This is a genomic window from Paraferrimonas sp. SM1919, from assembly GCF_010993985.1.
GTDB lineage: Bacteria > Pseudomonadota > Gammaproteobacteria > Enterobacterales > Shewanellaceae > SM1919.
In genome coordinates this window covers 1-24719 of record NZ_WINH01000024.1, presented here as the reverse complement: position 1 = coordinate 24719, position 24719 = coordinate 1, and the positions used below count along the sequence as shown (strand labels likewise).

The 24719-nt window shown below is 41.1% G+C and carries 27 protein-coding genes and 1 tRNA gene; 16 read left to right on the top strand and 12 right to left on the bottom strand.

What is annotated here, in order from left to right; genetic code table 11:
* Positions 1-149 precede the first annotated feature (149 nt).
* Genes GFB48_RS14090 through GFB48_RS14080 form a run of 3 tightly spaced genes read left to right on the top strand, consistent with a single transcriptional unit; the run spans position 150 to position 2332 of the window.
* On the top strand, positions 150-1598 hold the full coding sequence (locus GFB48_RS14090) for a M48 family metalloprotease (RefSeq protein WP_240464885.1): 1449 nt from the start codon (positions 150-152) through the stop codon (positions 1596-1598).
* A gap of 9 nt (positions 1599-1607) precedes the next feature.
* Positions 1608-1952 (top strand): arsenate reductase (glutaredoxin), encoded by a 345-nt coding sequence (gene arsC / locus GFB48_RS14085; protein ID WP_163937053.1) that lies wholly within the window; start codon positions 1608-1610, stop codon positions 1950-1952.
* Entirely contained in the window at positions 1952-2332 is a 381-nt protein-coding gene (locus tag GFB48_RS14080; RefSeq protein ID WP_163937050.1) for a DUF2069 domain-containing protein, read from the top strand. The genes arsC and GFB48_RS14080 overlap by 1 nt, the downstream gene beginning before the upstream one ends.
* Positions 2333-2397: 65 nt before the next feature.
* Here GFB48_RS14080 and GFB48_RS14075 read toward each other — a convergent pair whose 3' ends face one another.
* Positions 2398-3600 (bottom strand): aromatic amino acid transport family protein, encoded by a 1203-nt coding sequence (locus tag GFB48_RS14075; RefSeq protein WP_163937047.1) that lies wholly within the window; start codon positions 3598-3600, stop codon positions 2398-2400.
* Positions 3601-3824: 224 nt separating this feature from the next.
* Between GFB48_RS14075 and GFB48_RS14070 the strand changes: the two genes are divergently transcribed.
* The 4 genes from GFB48_RS14070 (at position 3825) to GFB48_RS14055 (ending at position 9290) form a co-directional block, all read left to right on the top strand.
* Entirely contained in the window at positions 3825-4382 is a 558-nt protein-coding gene (locus GFB48_RS14070; RefSeq protein ID WP_163937044.1) for a TMEM165/GDT1 family protein, read from the top strand.
* Positions 4383-4594: 212 nt separating this feature from the next.
* Entirely contained in the window at positions 4595-6529 is a 1935-nt protein-coding gene (locus tag GFB48_RS14065; RefSeq protein WP_163937041.1) for a PrkA family serine protein kinase, read from the top strand.
* 8 nt (positions 6530-6537) lie between these two features.
* Positions 6538-7791, top strand: coding sequence for a YeaH/YhbH family protein (locus tag GFB48_RS14060; protein ID WP_163937038.1), 1254 nt, complete (start codon positions 6538-6540; stop codon positions 7789-7791).
* Between the two features lie 8 nt (positions 7792-7799).
* Positions 7800-9290: a SpoVR family protein gene (locus GFB48_RS14055; RefSeq protein WP_163937035.1), complete on the top strand. Its 1491-nt coding sequence runs from the start codon at positions 7800-7802 to the stop codon at positions 9288-9290.
* A 30-nt stretch (positions 9291-9320) separates the two neighbouring features.
* On the opposite strand, the gene fadR is transcribed toward GFB48_RS14055, so the two are convergent.
* Entirely contained in the window at positions 9321-10040 is a 720-nt protein-coding gene (gene fadR / locus GFB48_RS14050) for a fatty acid metabolism transcriptional regulator FadR (RefSeq protein ID WP_163937032.1), read from the bottom strand.
* Positions 10041-10347: 307 nt separating this feature from the next.
* Between fadR and GFB48_RS14045 the strand changes: the two genes are divergently transcribed.
* Together GFB48_RS14045 and GFB48_RS14040 are read left to right on the top strand one after the other, a co-directional pair.
* Positions 10348-10851, top strand: coding sequence for a disulfide bond formation protein B (locus GFB48_RS14045; protein WP_163937030.1), 504 nt, complete (start codon positions 10348-10350; stop codon positions 10849-10851).
* Positions 10848-11414 carry a VOC family protein gene (locus GFB48_RS14040; protein ID WP_163937027.1) on the top strand — a complete coding sequence of 189 codons (567 nt, stop codon included), beginning with the start codon at positions 10848-10850 and terminating at the stop codon, positions 11412-11414. The genes GFB48_RS14045 and GFB48_RS14040 overlap by 4 nt, the downstream gene beginning before the upstream one ends.
* Here the strand turns inward: GFB48_RS14040 and GFB48_RS14035 are convergent.
* Together GFB48_RS14035 and yejK are read right to left on the bottom strand one after the other, a co-directional pair.
* Positions 11411-12217: a M23 family metallopeptidase gene (locus GFB48_RS14035; RefSeq protein WP_163937024.1), complete on the bottom strand. Its 807-nt coding sequence runs from the start codon at positions 12215-12217 to the stop codon at positions 11411-11413. The two genes, GFB48_RS14040 and GFB48_RS14035, sit on opposite strands and share 4 nt — an antisense overlap.
* A complete protein-coding gene (gene yejK, locus GFB48_RS14030; RefSeq protein ID WP_163937134.1) occupies positions 12218-13240 on the bottom strand; it encodes a nucleoid-associated protein YejK in 1023 nt (340 codons plus the stop codon).
* 76 nt (positions 13241-13316) lie between these two features.
* Here yejK and GFB48_RS14025 point away from each other — a divergent pair, with 76 nt between their 5' ends.
* The 4 genes from GFB48_RS14025 to GFB48_RS14010 all read left to right on the top strand — a co-directional run bounded on the left by GFB48_RS14025 (position 13317) and on the right by GFB48_RS14010 (position 16347).
* Positions 13317-13532 (top strand): DUF1414 domain-containing protein, encoded by a 216-nt coding sequence (locus GFB48_RS14025; RefSeq protein ID WP_163937022.1) that lies wholly within the window; start codon positions 13317-13319, stop codon positions 13530-13532.
* 28 nt (positions 13533-13560) lie between these two features.
* Entirely contained in the window at positions 13561-15327 is a 1767-nt protein-coding gene (locus tag GFB48_RS14020) for a DUF3413 domain-containing protein (protein ID WP_163937020.1), read from the top strand.
* Between the two features lie 71 nt (positions 15328-15398).
* Positions 15399-15475: transfer RNA gene (locus GFB48_RS14015), tRNA-Pro, on the top strand.
* A 158-nt stretch (positions 15476-15633) separates the two neighbouring features.
* On the top strand, positions 15634-16347 hold the full coding sequence (locus GFB48_RS14010) for a DUF3581 domain-containing protein (protein WP_163937017.1): 714 nt from the start codon (positions 15634-15636) through the stop codon (positions 16345-16347).
* A gap of 60 nt (positions 16348-16407) precedes the next feature.
* On the opposite strand, the gene GFB48_RS14005 is transcribed toward GFB48_RS14010, so the two are convergent.
* A complete protein-coding gene (locus GFB48_RS14005; protein WP_163937014.1) occupies positions 16408-16842 on the bottom strand; it encodes a hypothetical protein in 435 nt (144 codons plus the stop codon).
* Positions 16843-16855: 13 nt separating this feature from the next.
* Positions 16856-17605, bottom strand: coding sequence for an SDR family oxidoreductase (locus GFB48_RS14000; RefSeq protein WP_163937012.1), 750 nt, complete (start codon positions 17603-17605; stop codon positions 16856-16858).
* 330 nt (positions 17606-17935) lie between these two features.
* On the opposite strand from GFB48_RS14000, the gene GFB48_RS13995 reads away from it, so the two are divergent.
* Positions 17936-18682: a TorF family putative porin gene (locus GFB48_RS13995; RefSeq protein WP_163937009.1), complete on the top strand. Its 747-nt coding sequence runs from the start codon at positions 17936-17938 to the stop codon at positions 18680-18682.
* A gap of 190 nt (positions 18683-18872) precedes the next feature.
* Positions 18873-19529 carry a hypothetical protein gene (locus tag GFB48_RS13990; RefSeq protein ID WP_163937006.1) on the top strand — a complete coding sequence of 219 codons (657 nt, stop codon included), beginning with the start codon at positions 18873-18875 and terminating at the stop codon, positions 19527-19529.
* A 19-nt stretch (positions 19530-19548) separates the two neighbouring features.
* Here GFB48_RS13990 and miaE read toward each other — a convergent pair whose 3' ends face one another.
* Positions 19549-20313 carry a tRNA isopentenyl-2-thiomethyl-A-37 hydroxylase MiaE gene (gene miaE, locus GFB48_RS13985; protein ID WP_163937003.1) on the bottom strand — a complete coding sequence of 255 codons (765 nt, stop codon included), beginning with the start codon at positions 20311-20313 and terminating at the stop codon, positions 19549-19551.
* A 117-nt stretch (positions 20314-20430) separates the two neighbouring features.
* Complete coding sequence (locus GFB48_RS13980) at positions 20431-20589, bottom strand: hypothetical protein (RefSeq protein ID WP_163937000.1); 159 nt, start codon at positions 20587-20589, stop codon at positions 20431-20433.
* Between the two features lie 235 nt (positions 20590-20824).
* Here GFB48_RS13980 and GFB48_RS13975 point away from each other — a divergent pair, with 235 nt between their 5' ends.
* On the top strand, positions 20825-21163 hold the full coding sequence (locus GFB48_RS13975) for a cytosolic protein (RefSeq protein ID WP_163936998.1): 339 nt from the start codon (positions 20825-20827) through the stop codon (positions 21161-21163).
* Positions 21164-21275: 112 nt separating this feature from the next.
* Here GFB48_RS13975 and GFB48_RS13970 read toward each other — a convergent pair whose 3' ends face one another.
* The 4 genes from GFB48_RS13970 to GFB48_RS13955 form a co-directional block, all read right to left on the bottom strand.
* Positions 21276-21746 carry a GNAT family N-acetyltransferase gene (locus GFB48_RS13970; protein WP_163936995.1) on the bottom strand — a complete coding sequence of 157 codons (471 nt, stop codon included), beginning with the start codon at positions 21744-21746 and terminating at the stop codon, positions 21276-21278.
* A gap of 49 nt (positions 21747-21795) precedes the next feature.
* A complete protein-coding gene (locus GFB48_RS13965) occupies positions 21796-22323 on the bottom strand; it encodes a hypothetical protein (RefSeq protein WP_163936992.1) in 528 nt (175 codons plus the stop codon).
* A gap of 108 nt (positions 22324-22431) precedes the next feature.
* The gene (locus GFB48_RS13960; protein ID WP_163936990.1) at positions 22432-23061 is read right to left on the bottom strand and encodes a hypothetical protein; all 630 of its coding nucleotides are present in this window, start codon (positions 23059-23061) and stop codon (positions 22432-22434) included.
* 454 nt (positions 23062-23515) lie between these two features.
* Entirely contained in the window at positions 23516-24493 is a 978-nt protein-coding gene (locus GFB48_RS13955; RefSeq protein ID WP_163936987.1) for a transposase, read from the bottom strand.
* Positions 24494-24719: the final 226 nt, after the last annotated feature.

Sequence of the window (24719 nt, the reverse complement as noted above, 5' to 3'; positions counted from 1 at the left end):
ATCTAAAATCACTATTATCCATTGTCACTCACAATTGCTCAATAGTGGTAGCGTTAAAGATTTCAACAGATTAAACTGAAACTAATGACATTTATGTTGGTCTACCTATAGGTAAGCTAATTAAACAATACAAAGGGAATCCATTGCTTCTGAACAAGAATCGAAAAGCCTTGTGGCTTGCTGCTGCACTGTTTTGTAGTTCGACCAACGCTCAATATAGCCATTCAAATCTACCCGATCTGGGTACCGCTGCGGTGAATACTTTAAGCATTGAAAAAGAAATGCTCTACGGTGATGCCTACATGCGTGTGATCAGAAGTTCCGCTCCGATTGCGGATGATCCAGTTCTGAATCAATATATATCGGAACTTGGTGCAAAACTGGTTGGTAATGCTGAGGACGTAAAAACTCCTTTTTATTTTTTCTTATTACAAAACAATGAGATCAATGCATTCGCCTTTTTTGGCGGGCATGTCGGTGTGCATACTGGTTTATTTTTAGCGGCGGACAATGAAGCACAATTGGCTTCGGTTCTTGCCCATGAGGTGACCCACGTCACCCAAAGACATTTAGCTCGAACTCAAGAGGCCGCCGCCAAAACAGGGCCAGCATCGATGGTCGGTCTATTAGGCTCGATTTTATTAACTATTGCTGCTCCGCAAGCTGGCATGGCGGCATTGGCAACAACCCAAGCACTCGCCACACAATCTAAAATTAATTACACCCGACTACACGAAAAAGAAGCAGACAGAATCGGCATGGCGACCATGGTTAATGCTGGTTTTGATCCTAATGGCGCGCACCAATTTTTTGGTAAACTAGCCAAACGTTACCGTTATAGCTCTACTATCCCGCAAATGCTGTTAACTCACCCGATTCCAGAATCGAGGATCACTGAAGCACGAGCCAGAGCAGCCAATTATAATGTGCCTAGATACAAAGAAAATCTAGACTTTCACCTAGCTAAAGCAAGAATTGAGGTCAGGTTCTCGCGCACGTCAGCGGAAACCGCTCTGGCCAATTACCAAGCAAAAGCCAAAAAAAATCAATATCTCTATAAAGAAGCCGCGGATTATGGCTTGGCATTAGCCTATTTTGAAGTGAAGGACTATCAACAATCACAAAAGATTATCGATAGATTATTGGCCCAAGATCCCAATAATCTTTTTTACATTGATACCAAAAGTGACTTATTGTTAGCACTTGATAAACATCAGCAAGCCATTGAGCTACTGAATCATCATTTAAAGTTAAAACCGACTAGCACGGTGATTTTAGCCAATCTCGCTTATTCTTATATACAATATAATCAAGCTCAAAAAGCCATTCCTCTGCTCGAAAACATTGCCTATCTCGATAAGCAATCAATGTTGCCATATTCAATGCTCATCTCTGCCTATCAGAAATTAGGCAACAAAGCCAAAGAACATTTAGCCAGAGCCGAGCTATTAGCCCTTTCGGCTAATTACAAAAACGCCATAGATCAATTAAACTTTGCCTACCGCTTAACCCAGGAAGATCCGCTTCAAAGTGCCCGTATCGAAGCTCGTATTCGACAATTCAGAAGTGCAGATCAAGCATTAGAAGCATTAAAATAAGAGAAAAAAATGAGTATTACTATTTATCACAATCCCCGCTGCTCCAAAAGTCGCCAGACCCTTGCATTACTTGAAGAAAATGGTGTCGCCGCAAAGGTAGTTGAATATCTAAAGACACCATTAACTCAAGATGAATTAGCGAGCTTAGCAGACAAGCTGGGGGTAGACGCTATCGCAATGACACGCACTAAAGAAGCAGAATTTAGCCAACATGGTTTAACTAAAGACAGTGACAATCAGCAGCTGTTTGCGGCAATGGCAGCCACCCCAAAATTAATGGAGCGTCCAATTGTGGTTAACGGCCCCAAAGCCGTCATTGGCCGCCCACCTGAAAATGTTTTGGAAATTATCTAATGCGTATTGAAACAGCGAAACTGGCACGCCTTAACCAAATTGGTTACCTATCCTTGGTGTTATTAATGGCTGGCTATTTTTTTGGCCAAAGCAGCGAATACTCTTTGGTTTTTCGAGCACTGTTGTGGTTACCACTATTATTTCCACTAACAGGGATATTACAAAGTAATCCATATACCTTTGCTTGGGCTAATTTTATTTTATGTGGCTATTGGTGTCATGCCATGACTCTTTGGTGGGTAGCACCTGAATTACGAATTTTTGCGACGATTGAATTTCTGCTGATCAGTGCTCTACTACTTGGCTGTATGTATTATGCGAAATGGCGTGGCCAAGAGTTAGGTTTAAAGCTCCCTAAGCTCAAAGATGAAAATAAATAACTCTAACTAACCCGAAAATAAAAATGCCACTTCGTTTTGAAGTGGCATTTTTTATGGAAAGTGGTTTACCCCAAGGCGACATACAATTGGGCAATAATAATGACAATCCCTGCCAAAGTGATCAATCCAAGCCCAAGGTTTCCGCCAGCAACCTGATAACCTTGAGGCTGAAGCTGACGTTGTTTAATCGCCATCAACACTGGTAGGAACATGATCATTATCACTAAGGGTAAAGCGGCAAAGCCCAGTACTTTAAAAAAGCCATCAGGATAAAATAGTGCGCATAAAAGCGGTGGCACAAACGTCAGCAACCATGTTTTCGCTCTGCCAGCAGCATCATTGCTTGCCTTAATTAACTCTGCAACATAATCAAACAAACTCATGGTCACGCCTAAAAATGAAGTGATTAATGCCAGGTTTGCAAATATATCAATAATTTGCTTTAGAGCATTGGAGTTGGCTAAATCTTGTAAAGCATTAACCAATAACGGCAACTCACCATTAAAAGAGAATACTTTTGCAGGACCAACCGTACCAACAGACACCAGCAACCACAATAAATAACAAATTAAAGGCAGAGTAGAACCAATAATTAATACCTTGCGAAGTGAAACGACATCACCCTCTAAATAACGCACAATCGAGGCAATACAAACATGGAAACCAAAACTTGTGAAAATAATGGGAATGGCGGTTAAGAATAATCGATTGAAGTTATTGGCTGTTACATCATCGATGGCCACCACATTACTTAGCAATAGCAAATCCACCTCAGGTAATAAATAAACCACCACTACCACAAATAGCGCAACCATCAACGAGAACAACAACCGGGCAGCTTTATCTATCCAACTTACGCCAAAGGCAATAATACCGCCGAACACTAGGGTAAAAATCAGTACCGCGGCTTGTTTATTTAAATCTATCCCTAAAGGCAACAGGCGGTTTTCTAATAATGAGGAACCGCCCATTAAATAAACCATGGTTAAGGCAAATAACAGACTCATAAACGAGCCACCTTGAATCATTTGACCTACTGGCCCAAGAAGTTTGCCAGTTATGGCATGGACATTGTCCCCTACGCCACTTTTGAGGTTAATTTCTAACATCAATAATGCGGTGTAAACCGAAGTCCCCCAGATCCCTACTAATAACAGTAAGGCTGGTAAAGTACCCAATGCAGCAGTTGCTAGTGGCAAAGCTAACATGCCTCCACCAATAGCGGTACCTGCCACAATGGCAATCGATCCAAGTTGTTTTAAATTCACAATAATTCTCGTTATTTAGTTATCGTTTATAGCCTAATCAAATTTTGACACGCTGACAGTAACAATGCACCACCACATTATCAAGAGTATTAGGTTATAAACACCCTAACAGCTCAAATTGACAGCAGCCTCCCACAAAAAAAGCAACAATTTAACAACGAAATCACAAAACCCAAATGCTTTAAAATCGACTATAATCGGCGTTTTTATTGTTAAGGATTTAGATGGAAGCCCTCTTCACCTCAACTGTCGCCGTGGCTATTGCTGAAATAGGCGATAAAACCCAATTACTGGCGATGCTCCTTGCCGCCCGCTTTAATAACCGTTTAAGTTTAATTTCGGGCATTATCGCAGCGACCCTATTAAATCATTTTGGTGCCGGCTTGATAGGCCATTACTTTACTGGTTTTTTCCAAAATGAGTGGATTGGTTATGTTGTAGGTGGTGCCTTTATTGCGCTTGGGTTATGGCTATTAATACCTGATGAAGAAGATGAGGAAGACAAACGGTTTTATAAATATGGCGCATTTATGGCGACTTTTGTCCTGTTTTTCTTGGCTGAAATTGGAGACAAAACACAAGTGGCCACCGTACTATTAGCCGCTAAATATGAAGATTTATTCATGGTGGTGATAGGGACGACTTTGGGTATGCTCGCAGCTAATGTACCGGTTATCTATATCACTCAGTTTTTCATTAAGCCAAATTATTTAATGTGGATCCACAGAATTGCGGCTAGCCTATTTATTATTCTAGGTATCATCACAGTGATCAGTTACTAAAGTCACAACCAATGAGTCTCATTAATCGTCTCTGACTTGAAACATTTATCAGCTTTATCCGTAGTAGTTAGGTAACCAATAGATTATTGCACCCTGCAACATTTGCACAGTGCAATCATTACTTGTTGTTTTTTATAGATTTTTATCACAAAAACGGCAATAGCCAACTAATATTTAAATAGGCTTGGTTAAATGTTATCTGGGACAATGCTATGAATATTTTCGATCAATTTCAGCAGCGCTATGAAGCAAAACAAGATGAACAACTTTCAATAGAGCAATATTTAAATCTTTGCAAGGATGACCGCAAGGCCTATGCCAGCGCTGCAGAAAGATTACTTAGTGCTATTGGGGAGCCTGAGATCATCAACACAGCAGATGATCCAAGACTCAGCCGCATCTTTTCAAATCGCATCATATCCCGCTATCCTGCTTTTAAAGACTTTTTTGGAATGGAAGAAGCCATTGAGCAAATTGTGGCTTACCTTAAACACTCAGCCCAAGGATTAGAAGAGTCAAAACAAATCCTATATTTGCTAGGCCCAGTCGGGGGCGGTAAGTCTTCCTTAGCAGAAAAGCTCAAATCGCTGATGCAATTAGAACCTATCTACGTCTTAACCGCTAATGGTGAACGCTCGCCTGTTAACGACAGTCCACTTTGTTTGTTTGACCCCGAGGAAGATGCGCAATTACTTGAGCAACAATACGGAATAGGACAGCGCTACATTAAAACCGTGATGTCGCCATGGGCGGCAAAAAGATTACAAGAATTTGGCGGCGATATCAGCAAATTTGCTGTTGCCAAAATATACCCGTCCATTTTACAGCAAACAGCCATAGCCAAAACCGAGCCTGGTGATGAAAATAACCAAGATATCTCTTCTTTAGTAGGTAAAGTTGATATTCGTAAACTCGAATCATACTCCCAAGATGATCCGGACGCCTATTCATATTCAGGGGCCTTGTGCCGTGCCAATCAAGGGTTAATGGAATTTGTTGAGATGTTTAAGGCGCCTATTAAAGTTTTACACCCATTATTGACCGCCACTCAAGAAGGTAATTTTAATGGTACTGAAGGGCTATCTGCACTGCCTTTTAGCGGCATTATATTGGCCCACTCTAATGAATCAGAATGGCAAAGTTTTAGAAATAACAAGAATAATGAAGCCTTCTTAGACCGTGTTTATATCGTCAAAGTGCCATATTGTTTAAGGGTTTCTGAAGAACAGAAGATTTATCAAAAGCTGTTGCTAAACTCTGAATTAACGTCGGCCCACTGCGCCCCAGGTACGCTAGAAGCCATGGCCCAATTTTCTGTCCTGTCGCGACTAAAAGTTCCTGAGAATTCATCCATTTACTCGAAAATGCGAGTGTATGATGGTGAAACCTTGAAAGATACCGATCCGAAAGCAAAATCCCATCAAGAGTATAAAGACTATGCGGGTGTCGATGAGGGCATGGATGGCTTATCCACCCGTTTTGCATTTAAGATTTTGTCTAAGGTTTTCAACTTTGATACCACTGAAATCGCTGCTAACCCAGTCCATTTATTCTATGTTTTAGAAAAACAAATCGAACAAGAACAATTCCCAGCCGAAACTGCAGAAAGATATTTAGAATTCCTGAAAGGATTTTTAATCCCCAAATACATTGATTTTATTGGGAAGGAGCTGCAAACCGCCTATCTAGAATCCTATTCAGAATTTGGCCAGAACATCTTTGATCGCTATGTTACTTATGCTGACTTCTGGATCCAAGACCAAGACTATCGCGACCCTGAAACTGGGCAATTATTTGATCGTTCAGCCTTAAATGCGGAACTTGAAAAAATTGAAAAACCAGCGGGCATTTCCAATCCGAAAGATTTTCGCAATGAGATTGTCAATTTCGTGTTACGGGCTAGAGCCAATAACTCTGGTAACAACCCGAAATGGACCAGCTATGAAAAACTCAAAAGCGTTATTGAGAAAAAGATGTTCTCTAATACCGAAGACCTATTACCAGTGATTTCATTTAACGCCAAAACCTCAACTGAGGACCAGCAAAAACATGATGATTTTATCGCTCGTATGGTCGAAAAAGGCTATACCACCAAACAAGTAAGATTGTTATCTGAGTGGTATCTACGAGTTCGTAAAGCTGGATAGGAAACACTATGACCCATTTCATTGACAGAAGGTTAAATGCAAAAGGCAAAAGCACCGTAAACAGACAAAGATTTTTGCGGCGCTATCAGCGCCAAATTAAAAAATCGGTTTCCGACGCGGTAACAGGCCGGAGTGTTACCGATGTCGACTCTGGTGAAAGTGTCAGTATTCCGACCAAAGATATTAAAGAACCTTATTTTAGACAAGGCATAGGGGGAATTAGGCAAAGAATATTTCCGGGTAATGATCAATACATTGCTGGAGATAAAATTGAGCGTCCCCCACAAGGCGGCGGCACTGGCAGCGGCGGCTCAGATGCTTCAGATTCTGGTGAAGGTAAAGATGAATTTGCTTTTGAAGTCAGTAAAGATGAGTATCTTGACATTTTGTTTGAAGACCTCGCTTTGCCCAATATGCATCAGACTGAGCAAAGCCGAATTGTTGAGTATAAAACTCGTAGAGCGGGCTTCACCAACGATGGCGTGCCGAGCAATTTAAATATTGTACGCTCATTAAAATCTTCCATTGGCCGCCGATTAGCCATGACTGCCAACAAAAAGGCTGAACTTAAGGCACTTGAACTCGCACTTCAGCAACAGTCACAACCTGAGAAAATTCAAGAGCTTGAACAGCAAATTGCAGCCCTCAAACGTAAAATCAAGGCGGTCCCTTTTATCGATAGCTTTGACTTACGTTATAACAATTTTAACAAATACCCAGTACCAAGTTCCCAAGCAGTGATGTTCTGTTTAATGGATGTTTCTGGCTCTATGGATCAAGCCACTAAAGATATTGCAAAACGTTTTTATATTTTGCTGTTTTTATTTTTGAACAGACGTTATCAAAATCTAGAAGTGGTCTTCATACGCCATCATACCCAAGCCAAAGAAGTTGATGAACATGAATTCTTCTATTCCCAAGAAACGGGGGGGACTATCGTTTCTAGTGCACTCAAATTAATGCATGAGATCCAACAAAGTCGCTACCCTTCGCAACAATGGAATGTATATGTTGCCCAAGCTTCAGATGGGGATAATTGGGCCGATGATTCGCCTACCTGCCATCAAGTACTCGAACAAAAAATACTTCCGCACTGCCGTTACTATAGCTATATAGAAATTACCAACCGTGCTCATCAAAGTTTATGGCGAGAATATGAAAAACTCGCTGAAAAACACTCTCATTTTACTATTAAGCATATTCTCGGGGTTGAAAACATCTTCCCAGTCTTTCGAGAGCTCTTTCAAAAACAGACAGTATAGGGGGAATCATGTCTAACACACCCTTATCTGATGGGCCTGATTGGAACTTCGGATTACTTGAACAGTATCAGCAGCAAATAGAACGGGTTGCCAATCTTTATAAGCTTGATTGCTATCCCAATCAAATTGAAATCATCACTGCTGAACAGATGCTAGATGCTTATGCCTCTATCGGCATGCCGATTAATTATACTCACTGGTCCTTTGGCCATAAATTTATCCAATCACAACAAGGCTACCAACGTGGGCAAATGGGGCTAGCCTATGAGATTGTCATTAATTCCTCTCCTTGTATTAGCTATTTAATGGAAGAAAATACCATGCCAATGCAAGCACTGGTGATTGCTCATGCCTGTTATGGACACAATAGCTTTTTTAAAAATAATTATCTTTTTAAAACCTGGACTGATGCCGGTTCTATTATTGATTATTTAGTTTTTGCCAAAGACTATGTGGCTAAATGTGAAGAGAAATATGGTATTGATGCGGTTGAGGAGATCCTAGACTCTTGCCATGCACTGATGAGCTTTGGCGTCGACCGCTATAAGCGGCCTAACCCCAGATCATTAAAAGAAGAACAAGCCATGTTAAAAACAAGGCAAGAATACCTGCAGACCCAAGTTAATGACCTATGGCGGACCATCCCCAAAAACAATGCTGACAAAGTAAATAAACAATACCGGTTTCCAGAGTCACCAGAAGAAAATATTTTGTATTTTTTTGAAAAGAATGCGCCGTTACTCGAGTCTTGGCAAAGGGAATTAATTCGTATTGTTCGTAAAATGGGGCAATATTTTTACCCTCAAAAGCAAACTCAAGTGATGAACGAAGGCTGGGCCACATTTTGGCATTATACTCTGCTGCAACATCTTTACGATGAGGGCAAACTCACTGATAAATTCATGCTAGAAGTGCTGCACAATCATACCAATGTGATCTATCAAGCACCCTATAACAGTCAATATTTTAACGGCATCAACCCTTATGCTCTCGGTTTTAAAATGTTTACCGACATCAAACGAATTTGTCAAAACCCAACCGCCGAAGATCACTATTGGTTCCCAGATATTGCGGGCAGTGATTGGCTAGAAACTCTCCATTTTGCCATGCAAAATTTTAAAGATGAAAGCTTCATCAGCCAATATCTGTCACCTAATGTTATTCGTGATATGCAGTTATTTGCCATTTCAGACAATGCCAAGAAAAAGTATATTGAAGTAGAAGCCATTCATGATGAACAGGGCTATAAACAAATCAGGCAAACCCTATCAGAGCAATACAACCTGGCAAATAACGAACCCAATATTCAAGTCTACAACGTTGACCTAAAAGGGGATCGCTCATTAACATTACATTATGTGCCACACCAAGAAATCCCTTTAGATAAAAGCTTCAATGAAGTCCTTAAGCATTGCCATAGATTGTGGGGATTTGAAGTCATATTAAAAGAAGACAACAACGGCCAGTTAACAGAACTTGGACGGTGCAACAACAATTAAAAAAGCCGCTAAAGAAAGCGGCTTGGGTGTTTATAAAGCATCTTGAGCGATGTCTTTAGGCATATGCTCACGCATCCTTTGCCAAACCAATCCTGATTCTACGCCATGCTGGCGCATCAGTTCAGGAACCTTATGGAAATCATGGTCTTTAGCAATCAATAAAAGGTTCTGATAAAAACGCTGAGCCAACTGTCGAGCCTCTGCATCATCAAAGTAAAATTCACCCACTCTTGAGTACAAACCTTTAAAGCCATTTAAAATCAGCACATAAATAGGATTACCAGAGGCAAAGGCTAACGCATGATGCACTTTATAATCAAAATCAGTATAAGCTTTAGAGGTGTCTTCAAGTTGGGCAGCAGTCTCTAATACCTCCACCACTTCACGAGGTTTTAAGCGAACCGCAGCTCTAAAGAAGATAATGCTGATATTAGTGCGAGCAGATAAAAGTTGGTCAACCAATTTTGGTGCCCCCTCTTGATCAAGCTGAGCAATCGTTTCAAGAATATTAAGTCCTGAAGTTTCCCAAAAATCATTAACTTTTGTCGGTTTACCGTGCTGAATGGTTAACCAACCATCTCTGGCAAGACGCTGCAATACTTCACGCAAGGTAGTTCGAGTAACACCAATAAGTTCCGATAGCTCACGCTCTGCTGGTAAAATTGAGCCAGGTGGGAATTTATTTTCCCATATTGAGCGAACAATATACTTTTCAGCAAAGCTCGCTGGGCCTTTTGCATGGATGATCATTAAATACAGCCTTTGTGTTATTCAAGAGATTGAGTTCAAGCTCAATTTTATCTTTTATCGGTAACTGATCATACCAGAGGTTTAAAGAAAAATAAGTCTTTATCTCGGTATTATTTCAATTTATTCACCTAAAACACGAATAATTGACGATAAATTCCCCGATTTAACAGGGTTGTTGAGCAAATAACATCCAGCACGATAGCGACTGTCATATGCAGCCACTAATTATGGTTGATTTTTCTTGCCATAAATTTAAAAGACCGCAAAATAGCAATAATAATAAACATCGACTATCAGTAGAAAAAATATGCTTGTGGTTTCAAAAACACTTACTTCTCGTAAAAGCTATGCGCTATTGTTGGGACTCAGTGGCTTTTTATTCATTGCCGCGTTATTTTCCCAGCATGTACTAAATTATCAACCTTGTATCAATTGTGTCTATCAACGTTTAGCTATGGTTATGATTATGTTGAGTGCCATTATCGCAATGGTTGCGCCGCACTCTTGGCTGATACGTAACCTTGCTTTTAGCATTTGGGGCACGGCTGCGATTTGGGGAAGCATTAAAGCATGGGAGCTTTACCAACTGCATGCGGACCCTAATCCATTTTCTTTTTGTTCTTTCTTCCCTGAGTTTTGGCTACCCCTAGAACAATGGTTACCGCAAATATTCCAGCCTACTGGTGGTTGTACCGATCCCGTTTATTCTGTTTTTGGCCTATCTATGGTGCAATGGAGCTTAGTTGCTTTTATTTGTTTTACTGTGGCTTGGGCAATATTTATCATCCCTTCATTACTGCAACGCAAATGAACAACGTAAACTGGCAAATACTCGAACAGCAATGGCCTCAATTTGTGCTAAAAATTGAAGCACTATTAAAGCAATTGGATTTATGGCCTCTTCAATATCAAATTGACCATGTCGCCTTGAGGACCAATCAGCCAGAGGCCACTCAAGCATTGTGGCAACAGGCTCATGCTCAAGGGGCGCAACTGTTATCTGATACCATGGTAAATGGGCGTCCTATCTATGTATTTAAAAGCACTCAAAGCTGGTCTTTATTGAACCAAGATGTGAAGGTCATAGAAATGCCCTTTCCAGGTGAAAAACAATATTTTCATCAGGGCTGGGAACACATAGAGATCGTCTTGCCAGCTCAGGTTAATGCTGTCGCGGATTTCAAAAAGACTATCCAAAAACAGTTGCCTAATCTGCTTAGCCAAGCTCAAAAAATCGAAGCGGAGATCAAATGGTCAATGCCCCAAGCAGCAGGTGAACAGTTAGCAAACCCAACCATTGCGATTAAAAAAAATGGGGTATGCATTAAGCTACACCCCATTGCTTTAGAACACATCGTTAGCCATCACGCTTAGTTCATCGGTGGCGCCCATAATTGAGGGTCGAGTCGTACTTGCCCCCAATTTAAGCGCCAATCTAGATGTGCTCCAGTGGAGCGACCTGTGGCGCCAATTTCACCAATTTTATCGCCTTTAATGACCTTATCACCAACGTTGACCGTTAACTTACTTAAATGTAAATAACTGGTATTAAGGCCAAAACCATGATCTATCACGATAGTGCCACCAGAATAAAACATATCTGGACTGGCAACCATAACGACTCCAGATAAAGGCGCCACAACTTTAGTGCCTGTTGGCTTTGCCACATCCACCCCATAGTGAGGTCTACCTGGTTGCCCGTTATATATTCGCTGGGAGCCATACACACCACTTATTGGCCCCGTTGCAGGCCAAATAGGGGTTTGCTTAAAATAAGGTTGAGTACTTCGGTGTTGCCGGGCCATATAAATCTCAGCACTTTCTTTTTTAATACGTGTTAAATCTTCAGCTGATGGCTGCATTATCGATTTTTTAATGCCCGTTATTCGCTGAATTTGATAATCCCTGGGACTCAGCTCGATGTTTCTAGAAATGGTTTCACCGTTCGCTAAATTAATCTTAAGCTGATGGGTTAATGGCGCATCCCTTCCAAAACCAATAACAAAATCACCGCCTTGATCAACCTCAACAACTTCATTATTCAATGTTACTGTTGACCCCGTAGCCACTCTTCCCATCAGCAAACCACCTTGGGTAAAGTTACCTTGCAACTCAAGGTTGGCCGCCGCCCCCATACTACATAGGAGTAATGTAGATAAAAATGCTTTGATTTTCATTTACTGTCCACGTCTTTTTAATTGATCTTTCAGATTCGGTGGTACCCCATGAATCGTTAATGTATCGGCTTCAGCGTTATAAATGACCCGTTGACCCAAATGCATACCTTCAAAACTAATACTGACTCCACCACCTGTACCAGAAAACTTTTTCAGTTGCCTTAATTGGGCTTTATCTGCATGAAACTCTTGTTCGAGCGCAATCTCAGCGCTATCGGCATAGCTGGAAAAATCTTGTAAACCTGTTTCAGATAATTGCTCAGATAACACGTCTAACTGCACCGGAGCCCCCGCATCTAACTGTTCAGAACAATAATTAAAGACTAATTCTCTGACCTGCTGGGACTGATCTTGATCCATCTCTTGTTGGGTTAATGATTTTTCAACCACCTCTAATAACGCTTTAGATTGTGCTTTGGCATTGGAACCTTCAGAGCATCCCATAAAATCTAAAAAGAAATCAGCAACCTTACGACCCGCACGCCCTTTTACAAAAGAGATGTATTTATTTGAGTCAGCAACCCTTTGCCATTCCGTCAGATCAATCCTTGCTGCAAGTTGTAAATTATTAAGATCCAAATGCTCATTGTGGGCTAATTCGAGATCGCTGCCGATGGTCAAAGAGGGCTTGGCGCTTAACAGCGCAACAAACAAATAATCACAAGCCATATGCGAATAAGTCGCTAATAATAAAAACCCACCCTGGGCAAAATCATATTTACCAAGCTCTTGCTCTAACAACTTACCAGCCTTCGCCGAGAAAGCAGTAAAATCTTGTTGCTCTGATAACATCGCCTGAAGGGCATTTTTAAATTCAACATTCGCTTCACCATCGTCGCCTTGGATACCAAAGTGACCATAGCCTTTTCCAGCTTTGGAGGTATAAATTCGATGCAGTTCTTCAAGGGTATCATCAAGAGCTTGTGACTGACTTAAAGGCTTAGGGCTCAGCTGGCAAGTTAACTTTCCTTGATTATCTGCTGATATTGTATGAATAATGGCATTTTCTATAGAAATCAAAATTATCTACTCATAGTGATTATGTTACTTTTAAGCTATTATAGGGCGTTTATTATGCCAATTGCGAAGAGTTTTAACTATGGCCCAAATTTCAAAATACACCAACGAGCAAGTAGAAGCATTAGTTGATGATCTATTAGCCACCCTTGAAAAGCATCAAGCGCCTGTTGATCTATCAATGATGTGTTTAGGCAACGCCCTAAGCCATTTACTGAATACTAGAGTGAATAAAGAAACTCGAGTTCAATTAGCTGAACAGATCGGACAAATTTTAATATCATCGACTAAGTCTTAATTGACTAAGATAAGGAAAGCCAAAACCCATGGGGAACGATAAAGTAAGGGTAAAAGATAAAACCTCATTACTCATTAATTGGGGCCACTGGTTCTGTGTATTTAATGGTTTTTTAGCGGTTTTAATCGCCAGTCGCTATGTCATTGCAATGGGCTCACCGACCGACTTTATTGGTTGGCTGTATTTGCTCACGACAGGCCTGAGTCACTTTATCTTTTTGGCTTTCATTGTCTATGTAGTCGTCATATTCCCGATAACCTTGCTGCTGCCCTTCTCTACCATATTGAGGGGGACGGCTGCAGTCATTTCAACCTTGGCTTTATCATTACTTATGTTTGATGTGGCCGTGTTTAATGAATATGGGGTCCATTTAAATCCTTTTTCATTAAGTGTTGCTAGCAGCGATTTACCCAGTTTACTGGAAGGCCCCAAACCCATCTTCTTACCCTTGGCGATCTTAGTATTAGAATTGGTTGCCGCGAATTGGCTTTGGAAAAGAATTAGGCCGATACAAAAGAAGAATATGGGAATGAAAGTGGTCACTTTTGTCGGCGCTTGTTTTGTCTTATCCCATGGCATTCATATTTGGGCAGATGCGTATAACGTAAACTCAGTTACTCGCCAAGATCCCATGTTCCCTTTATCTTATCCTGCAACGGCACAACAGCTGTTCAAAGACTATGGGGTAGCGACGAACCCTAATGACAGCCAAGCCCAAGCAAGCCAATTACTCAATTACCCATTAACACCGATGCAGTGTCAACCACAGCAACTGCATAACATCACCCTGGTGATTGTTGACAATTGGCGCAGCGATTTGGTGTCGGTCGATTCAATGCCGAATTATTCTCGCTTCGCCAATAACAACCACCAATGGCTGAATCATTATAGCGGCGGACCTAGCGTTCAAAGTGGTTTATTTTCCATCCTCTATGGCTTACAGGGCAGTTATCAAGAAGCTCTAGAGTCTGATCTGCAAGCACCGCTACTGACTCAAGTAACGAAAACCTTAGGCTATCAAAATCATTATTGGAGCTCAGGCCACAGCGAGCAGAATTTTAACTATGCTTTTGCTGATATCAGTAAGCATATTGTTGATGAGCAAAAAAACCTTGCTGAAAATGACATTGTAATCGTCACCAACTATTTACAGCAGCAACACCCTAGCACAGCCCAATTTAATATCATTCGCCTTTCCGGCCTCAGCAGTTATGATGTCCCAGCGGGTCAAGTGGGTATTGCCGCAGTGGAAGCCCCAAGTGGTTACAACACAGCTAAAAAAGTGTTATTCAATCAATATCGCCAAGCACTGTTTGCGTTAGATAAACAGCTGCAAAGGATAATCGATGCCGAGCCGAATTCAACGCTGATCATCACTGGCATCAATGGCATGCTATTCACCGTAAACAGTTATGATCACGAACATGATCTGTCTCCTGAGTCCCTTGCTGTTCCATTGGCTTGGTCTAAAGGCTCCGATGTGAAAAATACTTTTCCCCAATTCAGTTCTCATCACTCAGTAGTTCCCACGTTGATGAGCAAACTTTTAAAATGCAACAACCCAAGTTCTGATTACTCCAGTGGGGGAGATCTCTTTGATCAGGATTCTAAACCTTGGTGGTTTGCAGGTAACCGCCATAATTTTGCGATATATCAAAATAATAAAATTACCGTCATTGATCGACATGGTCGCTTCGAAACATTGGATTATCAGTTCAATCCGATAGAACAAGAACTCGATGCTCCCCAACTGATAAAAATGATGCGTGAAGGAAAGCGTTTTTACCGAAATTAGCGTCTATTAATTAGTCACTTAGTTCGATAGCTATTGCATTCGTTATTTAACTAAGTAGACTGCATAGGTATCGGAACGTAGCGCAGCTTGGTAGCGCACTGTCATGGGGTGTCAGGGGTCGGAGGTTCAAATCCTCTCGTTCCGACCAAACATCAAAGCCTTAACATTGTTAAGGCTTTTTTTTCGCCTTGATTTTTTATCAGCACTCATCGGTGCAGTTATTGGCACTTTTCAAGATATACTCCCTTACATGCAATGAAGCAGAGCTGCCATTGCAGCGATTATGTTATTTAGAAAAGGTTTTCAATGTTTTTAGCACCATTCCACACTAGTACTCCTGAGTCTATCAATATTACCCCTGAGCAAGCCAGTAACTTTGCTAAGGGTGTGGCCCATGACTTTAACCCTATTCATGATCCCGATAACAAGCGTTTCTGTGTTCCTGGTGACTTACTATTTTCATTAGTGTTAAATCGCTATGGCATTGCTAAGAAAATGCATTTTCGTTTTGAAGGCATGGTAGGGGCGAATGCCGAATTAGTTTTTCCAGAACAGCCTAGTGGCCAATTTGCCATCACCGATAAACAACAAAAAACGTTTTTAACGGTTAGCACCGAAGGTGAAGCTAAACATTGCCCACTGGCAATTGAAACCTTTGCCACCAATTACGTTGCGTTCTCCGGCCTTAATTTTAATGAAGCCCTGGTACCATTAATGCGCCAACACCAGTTAATGATCAACCCAGCCCGTCCATTAGTTATTTACGAGCAAATGGAGTTCGAGTTTGACACCCTAGATGTGGTTGCCCCGACATTACAACCTGCAGGTGCCGATATGGTGGTAAATGGCAAGCGTGGTGACGTTACCTTGAGTTTTGACATTATTGATAATGGCATGAAAGTCGGTACTGGCTCGAAAAAATTGGTGATGAGTTCATTACGCGCTTACTGCCAAGACAGCCTTAACGACCTTTGTGAAAGTTATCAGGCACGCCAGCAAAGTTTTGCTATTGCCAGCTAAGCAGTGAACTATCTGCTAAGACACAATATCAGTAATACATGCTGACATTGTGTCTTAAAGTTATTGAGCTAACAGCTCTTCATATAAAAAAGGGCCAGATAGGGCCATTAAAGCGGCACGCCCGCCTCGCTTATTGTTAATTTTCCAACTACCGACCAAGAATCCCGGACTTTCAATAGTGAGCTCATAGGTAACGCTATGATTTCGCGATTGACCAGCTTGATACTGCTTGGTAAAGATCACCGTCTTATTGGAAACAAAGCCTGAGACATCGGCCACAAAAACACCGCTATCACTGTTCGCCCCTTCATTAGGCTCTGTGATCATACCCGTTAGAAAATTTTTGTTTTCTTTTAAAACAAGAGTAAAGCTTTCTGGTGGCATCCCATCCGTTTGTTCATAAGAGAACACCCCAACCCAAACACCCGATAGATTATATTTGGCTAAGCCGCCAAAACTGACCACGCTTAATAATATAAATAACAATGCTTTCATTCTCTGACCTAAATTAGTTTAATTTATGTAATAACCATAATGGGGCGAAACGCATCAATATTCCACCCACTACATTCCAAGGCCAGCCGGGGACAAAGGCATGCTTAGGTTGTCGAGCAATAGCCTTAATTAACTTTTTCCCCCCCTCCTCAAGGGAGATCCGAAACGGCGCATACTCTAAATCTTTGTTGATATCAGTCAGAATGTAGCCAGGATATATGCAGCTCACCTTAATAGGTTTATGGTAAAACTCAAGCTGTAAGCCTTCACATAAAGACGCTAAAGCCGCCTTGGTCGCCGCATAAACCGTCATATTGCCGCGAAAGCCGCGAACCGCCGTAATAGAAGATATCGCGACAATATGTCCAGAACCTTGCTCGCGCATAATAGCAGCAGCAAAATGCAATTGAATTAAGGCGCCGATGAAATTGATGTTAGCGGTTTGCAAATTTGCAGAAAGCCCTTGCTTACCAATCGGCTGGCCTTTGCCGATGCCCGCATTAACAATGATGCGGTCTAATCGACCAAAATGTTGTTTAAACCCATTAAATACAGCTTCAACCTGCTCTCTGTTACACACATCAACTTGCGCGACCTGCACATCAATATTGCTGCTGAGCGTAAGTAATTCGTCTTTTAATTGATTTAATGCCTCAAGATTACGGGCACAAATCCCAAGGTTGTAACCCAATTTGGCGTATTCACGCGCCATTTGCGCCCCCAAACCTTGGCTCGCTCCAGTAATAACGATATTTTGACGCATACTTTTTCCTTCTATAGATATGCAAATATTTATTTTTGTACCACCTTATGGTTACTGCTGGTTTTTGTAAATTAAATGTCATCATTAAATGTAAAAAAAACCATCTAAATCCCCCTCTGAATGGCACCGCCCCACCCAAAAGCAAACAAAACCACATACATAAACGCAACATTGGTTAACACTGTGTTTCAATTCTGCCCTTGCAGTATACCTATATAGGGTGATCCGCTCACAAAATAATCGATATTTGTGAGTTATTGCTAAACCCACTCAATTGCATTTAAAGTACATCCCGATAAAGATTTAATAACAAATGAAGTAACAAAAAAGATGAATAAAGCAGTATTATCATTACTAGTGCCAGCAACCTTGGCAGCAGTCCCAGCCCAAGCTGTTGAAGCAGATTTTAGTTTAAATACTACGCTAACGACTGATTCAAGATGGCGTGGTGTGAGTTTAACCAATACCCAGCCGGCTTTACAGCTCACCGCTGACCTATTCTTTGATAATGGCTTTTACTTGGGCAGTTGGTTATCACATATTGAAAATGGCACATTAGATGCTAATAACCAATTAAGTGGCGAGCAAGATATCGAACTGCATGCTTGGGGTGGCTATTCTAATTTCCTCACTGATGAGATCGGCTACGCGGGCAGTATTATGTTTTACAACTACCCAGAGCCAGATGCTAATTTGACCGGTTTCTCTGAGTATATCGCGACAGTATTTGGTTATGGTTTCGTAGTGGAGTATGCATACAGTAATGACTTTTCTGGTTTAGGAACGAGCAGCCATTATTTCGACGTGGATTTCGAACAACCACTTATGGAAAACTTAACTCTTAATCTGCATGCAGGTCATAGTTGGGGTGAATATGCAGATCTCGCGATGGCTGGTTCTTATACTGATTTATCAGCGAGTCTAAAAACCAGTCACTTTGGCTTTGATTTCTCGTTAGACTTAATACATAACATCTTAGATGATAGCCAAAAGTTTAACCCTAATGATATTTTTAGTAACTTTGTATTTACTGACAATGGCAGTACGGCAGTATTCTCTATAGGTAAGACTTTCTAACTTACTAACTATCATTTTGAAAAGTCCTTCTACTAGAAGGACTTTTTTATTTGTTCAATACCCAAGTTTTAAATAAAACCCACCTCTCATTTAACGGTCACCTGATAAGTATTTATCAACAACATGCTTTTAAGGTTCAAAGAAATAAGTTATTTTGCAAGCGCTCATATAAATAAGGCAGCGCATAATAATGAAAAAAATACTTTCTAAAGCATTAAAAGTAAATAAGGACATCAGCCACGCTAAAATGCAGAGGGAAACTCGAGAATTGCGTCGCTTAGAAACGTTAATTGATACCGTTTTCGCGTTGATGATCATTTCTATTGTGTTCAACGAACCGCTACCAGATAACCTTGAACAAGATCAAATCATAGCTTTTATTACCGACCGCGCTTACCACATGTTAATGTCAGCCATAGGGATTGTGGTGGCGTTTGTATACTGGTTTCAAAGCAATTTATTACTGGGTAATTTAATTCGCACCGATACCCCCCATGCCATTATCTCTATCAGTCAAATTTTTATGATTTTGCTGTATTTAATGACCTTGCACTACGGCATCATACTGGGTAATGAACCGATTATTTTAGCGGCACAATCACTGGCGGCAACATTAGTAGGCTTAACAGCTGCCGCGGCTTGGTGGTATGCTAGCTACCAACGGCGATTATTGACACCAGAAGCCTGTAATCACGATGTCGCCGCTTTGCGATTACGAGTTATTGCCGAACCATTGACTGGAATATTCACCTTATGTATGGCTTTTATCAGCCCTAGTTTTTGGATAATAAGCTGGCTTAGCTACCCAATATTTATTCAGTTGCTGCGCCCGAGAATAAGCCATTAACTGCTCGACTTAAACCTACCTAAGCTGGAGCGCCACTATGGAATTTAAAGTCCTGATCTGCTGATGAAATAAGCTCTGCTTCTACCTTGCCAAAGAAAACAATACGCTCTGAAATATCATGGCCTGCGATTTCTTCAGCAAGGGTAAGGTAATCTTGGTAGTGGCGCGCTTCTGAGCGCAGCAAAGACACATAAAATTTGGCAATATCATCTTCTAAATGCGGCGCTAACTTGGCAAAACGTTCACAGGAGCGGGCTTCAATATAAGCACCGATGATCAGCTTATCCACCAGCGCATCTGGCTCGAAGGTTTTCACATGCTTAATCAACCCCTTGGCATAGCGGCCGGCCTCAATCGGTGCGTAATCAATACCTTTAGATTCTATTATTTCCAACACCTGATAAAAGTGATGTAGCTCTTCTTTAATCAGCATCACCATTTTATCCACTAAATCCTGACCGTAAGCGCAGTCAGGGCGCACTTGCACCTGTTTAGAGATATTCGACTTGCCCTTGAGGGTGTCTAGCCCACCAATACGCTTATAAGCAAAGGCTTCATAGGGCTTGATCCATGCAGTTAAATCCTGGGCACTTTGCTGGTCTACTGCATACTTGCGAATTAAAAACAACGCTGACTGGGCAGCCTTAAGCTCACAAAACATATGATCGCGCAAAATCACATCAAGGTTCTGCGGATCTTTCGCTTTTTCAATCCAGGTATCTGGGGTTTCACAGTGTAAGAATTGGTGGATCGGGGCAAGTAAATCTTGGTATTGGTCGAGCATGGCTGGCTAATATCAGTGGTAAATCATATGACCCTTAGTGTACCACAGCACAACAACGACCAACACCGTTATGCCGTTACAGCCCCAATCATCCTAGTCGCGTATAATAATATTCATTCACGCAAATAAACGATAAACATTATCACTTGATATCATGCGGTTTTCTTGTTCTTGTAACTGCTTACTTTGTTCTTTAGAAAGTCTAATATCAAAATCCCGGGGCCAATCGCTTTGGTCATAATCAAATCGAGCCACATCATCATATAAGTTTGCCATACAAAACTCCTTTTCACTTCCACTTGGCATTTGTAATTTTATTACATATTACAACCCAATCTGTCAACAATAACTGCTAAACAGACCTAATATGAAACTTAATTACATAAAGTAAGTGAAAAGTCAGATGCAAGAGAACAGTTTAGTGGTTAAATAAGTAACCTAAACCACTGATGCTACTTTGAACCATTGCGAGTGTGGTAAAATTCAATTATCACAATTTTTGAGTAACCCTATGTTTATCCATCATGTTAACGGCATCGACTGGCTGGTGATCACCGCCTATGAAGAAATAAAAAAGATGTTCATTGAAGAGGCCGGTGTCATTCCCTCTTATTTCTCTAGCAAAAGTGAATTGAGTCTTATTGATCAGGCCAAACGCCATTATGGATACTTACCCACATACACAGGCATCATCACAGATACCGGCGTTTTCCAAAGCCCCAACAACGAAGAAGATTTGAACCCACAACTTGCCTGCCTAGTGGAAGGTCGCGGCCGCGTGTTTATTTACTATGGCGGCTATGTCGCTTTTGTGGATGAAGAACAAACGTTTATTACTCGGATGGATTAGTCTATCGGTACGCTGCTCCGCAGCTTTAGTACGGAACTGCGTTCCTTTAGCACGGCTGCGCCTTTGGTACGGCCTTTGGCCTTTAGTCATATTTTAAGACGGGCTTCGCTTGCTAGGTGAATTTATCAGCAAGCCCCCTTGTCATAAAGTGACTGTGTGGATCTAACTTATAATGAGAAAATGGACCACAATTATTGAATCCAAACTTTTCATACAATTTCCTTGCGGGTATAAAAAACTCTTGAGTACCAGTTTCCAAACTCACTTGTGTGTAACCACGGTCAATTGCCACATTTAGAGCGTGACTCAGTAATCTCGATGCCACTCCGGATTGACGAGAAGCTTGGGTCGTTCTCATAGACTTCAGCTCAATATGCTGAGGAGTTAACTGCTTGATAGCAAGGCAGCCTTGTAACTCACCGTTGGACCAACCGCTGAAAAAGGTAATATCAGGTGACTTTAACTCTTTTACATCTAAAGCATGCACACTTTCCGGAGGCGATGTCGCATACATATCAGCTAAATGCTCTTCGAGTAATTGAATGACTTCCCCACCAGACAAGTCATCGATCTTAATTTCCATATATTGAATGCTCCGTGTTTATTCTATCTTACGACAATGCTTAAGTTGATTAGCCTTTACCTGTCTTGACCGTAAAGGTGCTTGAAGGCCCTACATTTAAGCCGTTGGTCACAAGAAATACTTCAATTTCTAGATCCAACTCGATTTGTTGGGAAGGATGACCATCTAACCATGCGAATAAAATATTACTCTTGCCATGCTCTATCACCCCAACCATTGGGATATCAGGAAAAATAGCATCAGGAAGCGTGCCACTCTTTAATCGAAAATAAAAGCCAAACTCTTCGATAGAGTAAGTAGATTGTTCAGGAAGTGATATTTGTAATGACAGCGTACCCGCATCAGAGCAAGAAGTTCCCGGTTCAGTTGAACCTCTAGTCACACTTATCACTTTAATTACAGGTGCGGGAACGGGTTCCCAATAACTGCCTTGTTCACCTCTTTGCGCTGGGCCAGGATGCTGCTGCCAGCGCTCCAAGGTTGGCTTAAATAAATCCGAACCTGCAAATGAGCAAGCCAGTGCCCCTTGAGAACTAACGATCAGTAATACCGCAATGATTTGAACTAGATGCTTCATATCTCTTCCTGTGAATCTACACTTACAGTCGTTATGTTGGAAGACCAACTGGGGCGAATTATTACTCTTTGATTTGGTAGGCTTAAATCAAAGAGCGTATTGTTATGTTTACATTTGACCTAAAGGTATATTCCAGCTTGTTCTATTACTACCGCCAAGCCCCAAATAAACTGCATCATCTTTCACACCTTTAATGATACTTTTAGCATCTAGGTTAGGATATTTTTTAGAAACAATATCCAAATCTATTTGGGACTGATCACTATAATTGACTTCTACGCCTGTCACTGTAAGACCCATACTATCGGTCTGTATAAAATCAAAGTTACCTATATAAGTTGCTTTACCCGGCTCAACCTTAAACTCAATGGCGATTGGAACAATCGGCTTTAAAAAGACATGACCACTACTTACTCCCCATCTCCATACTTTGTAATTTCCTGCAGGTAACTCAACAGCAAAGACTTCTCCTTTGCGATTCAAGTGAGAAAAGTCGCCTTTAGGAGGGATGGGTAATAGAGCAACACCTTCACCAAATTTAATGTTGCCGCTAATTCCGTTGCTTATTCCTCGGTAAAATACAGAATAACCAGAGTAACCTCCCCGATTGCTCACAGAAGAAATTAACACTCCGTTACCTGACTTATCATTCAGGGAATAACTCTCCTTAATCGTTTTGGTTGAAGCGCACCCCGTTAAACAGAGTAATAATAAAGCTAAGCTAATAAATTTATTCATAAGTTGTCGACCTAATTACAATAATAAAACTGACTATCTTGATTTATTCTTCTCTTGTAAAGAACCAGAATACACTCGCCGCAATGGCGCCCGTAACCCCCAGAAATAATGACTGCAGTATTTTCTGTAAATATGTATCGTTACCAAAGAAATGAAAACCAAACACAGTAACAACACCAAGCACAAAGCCAAGAATAATGTAGTAAACCGGTGAGTAATACTTTTTGTGTTTTAATAACATTACCGGGGCAGCCACTATTAATCAGTAACTTAGCAAAATAAACCTCTCGATAAAAACAAAATATTTCGATAGTTGGTTCAACTCAGTAGGTTACTGAGTAACATTGTGTGTTTTGCCATCTTTTCACGTATTCACTAGCCTAATAGCTGAAAATTAGATATGAAAAACCCACTGCTTAAAAGCAGCGTTGTAAAATATTGGTATGGATAAAGGCTAGCTTTTGTCTATTAACATACAGCTTTGCTTAAAGTGCCGTCGCACCCGATTGGTATGCTCACAAAACTTGTCATGCTGTTGTAAGTGCCCCACAGGGCCATGGAATAGCTTGCCAAAGTCATTCACGATTTTTAACCAATTTTCAGCTGGAACGTTAAGCCTTTCAAAGATTGCTAAGCTACTTTCGCTTATTGAGCCTCGTTTATCATGGCGGATTACTCTGCCTGTTTCATCCACTAATTGGAAGTAGTCTTTGACTGAAACAGCTAACCCTTTCGGTTGGTTAGCACGCTCATTGCCTATAAACGGCAATAACTCTTGTGGCTGCTCACCGTTTAGTGCTGCCTTAATTCTTAATTGAATACTGGTGTGCTTGGATTCTTCTGGTGTGTTAGCCATTTTAGCTCTTACTGGGTTTAAATCCACATAGGCCATACAAGCCAACACTGCTGCTTCATCAAGCAATGCCTGGCACTTGAAGCGCCCTTCCCAAAAACGACCAGTGCACTTGTCTTCTGCATTGGCTTGCCTCGCAATAGGTTCATTCAAACAGCGCATAAACCAGGATATATCCATTAGGCGAGAACGATATTCTCTCACCTGTTTAATCAGCACGAAGGCCTCGCCACCACTAAGCACTTCACCTTTGGCAAATCTTTGAGTAATTTCAGTGCCTTTGAATAATTGATGCCAATGTTCGACTACCTCTAGGTCACTCCAAGCATTGGCTTTATCTACATCAACACTGAGTACGACATGTAAATGATTAGACATCACTGCATAGGCAGCAACATCAATAGCAAAGACAGCTGGAAGTGATAGAATTAACTCTTCTACCCAGCCCCTCCTATGGTTATAGTCTTTACCTGTAAGGTGATGTTTTCCCATTAAAAAAGCACCACGAACCATTCTGGTATAGCAATGGTAAACTGTGGTGTCTTCATAAGATATTTGGTACTTGCGCGGAAGAGTCATAACAACCTCCTATAACTCAAACTTAACTAAGTCTAGTCGAGGAGGCGTTATCCTTCCATTAACGAAGGGTGTCCTTGTTATTTTGCATTAACCCACCACGAATGCGGTGCACAGATTGAATATATAACAGATATGCTTACTCGAAGAATTGGCAACTTTGTTTGAAATGCTTTCGCCGCCTTTCTAAGTGCTCACAGTATTTATCATACTCTTGCAAGGTACCCAC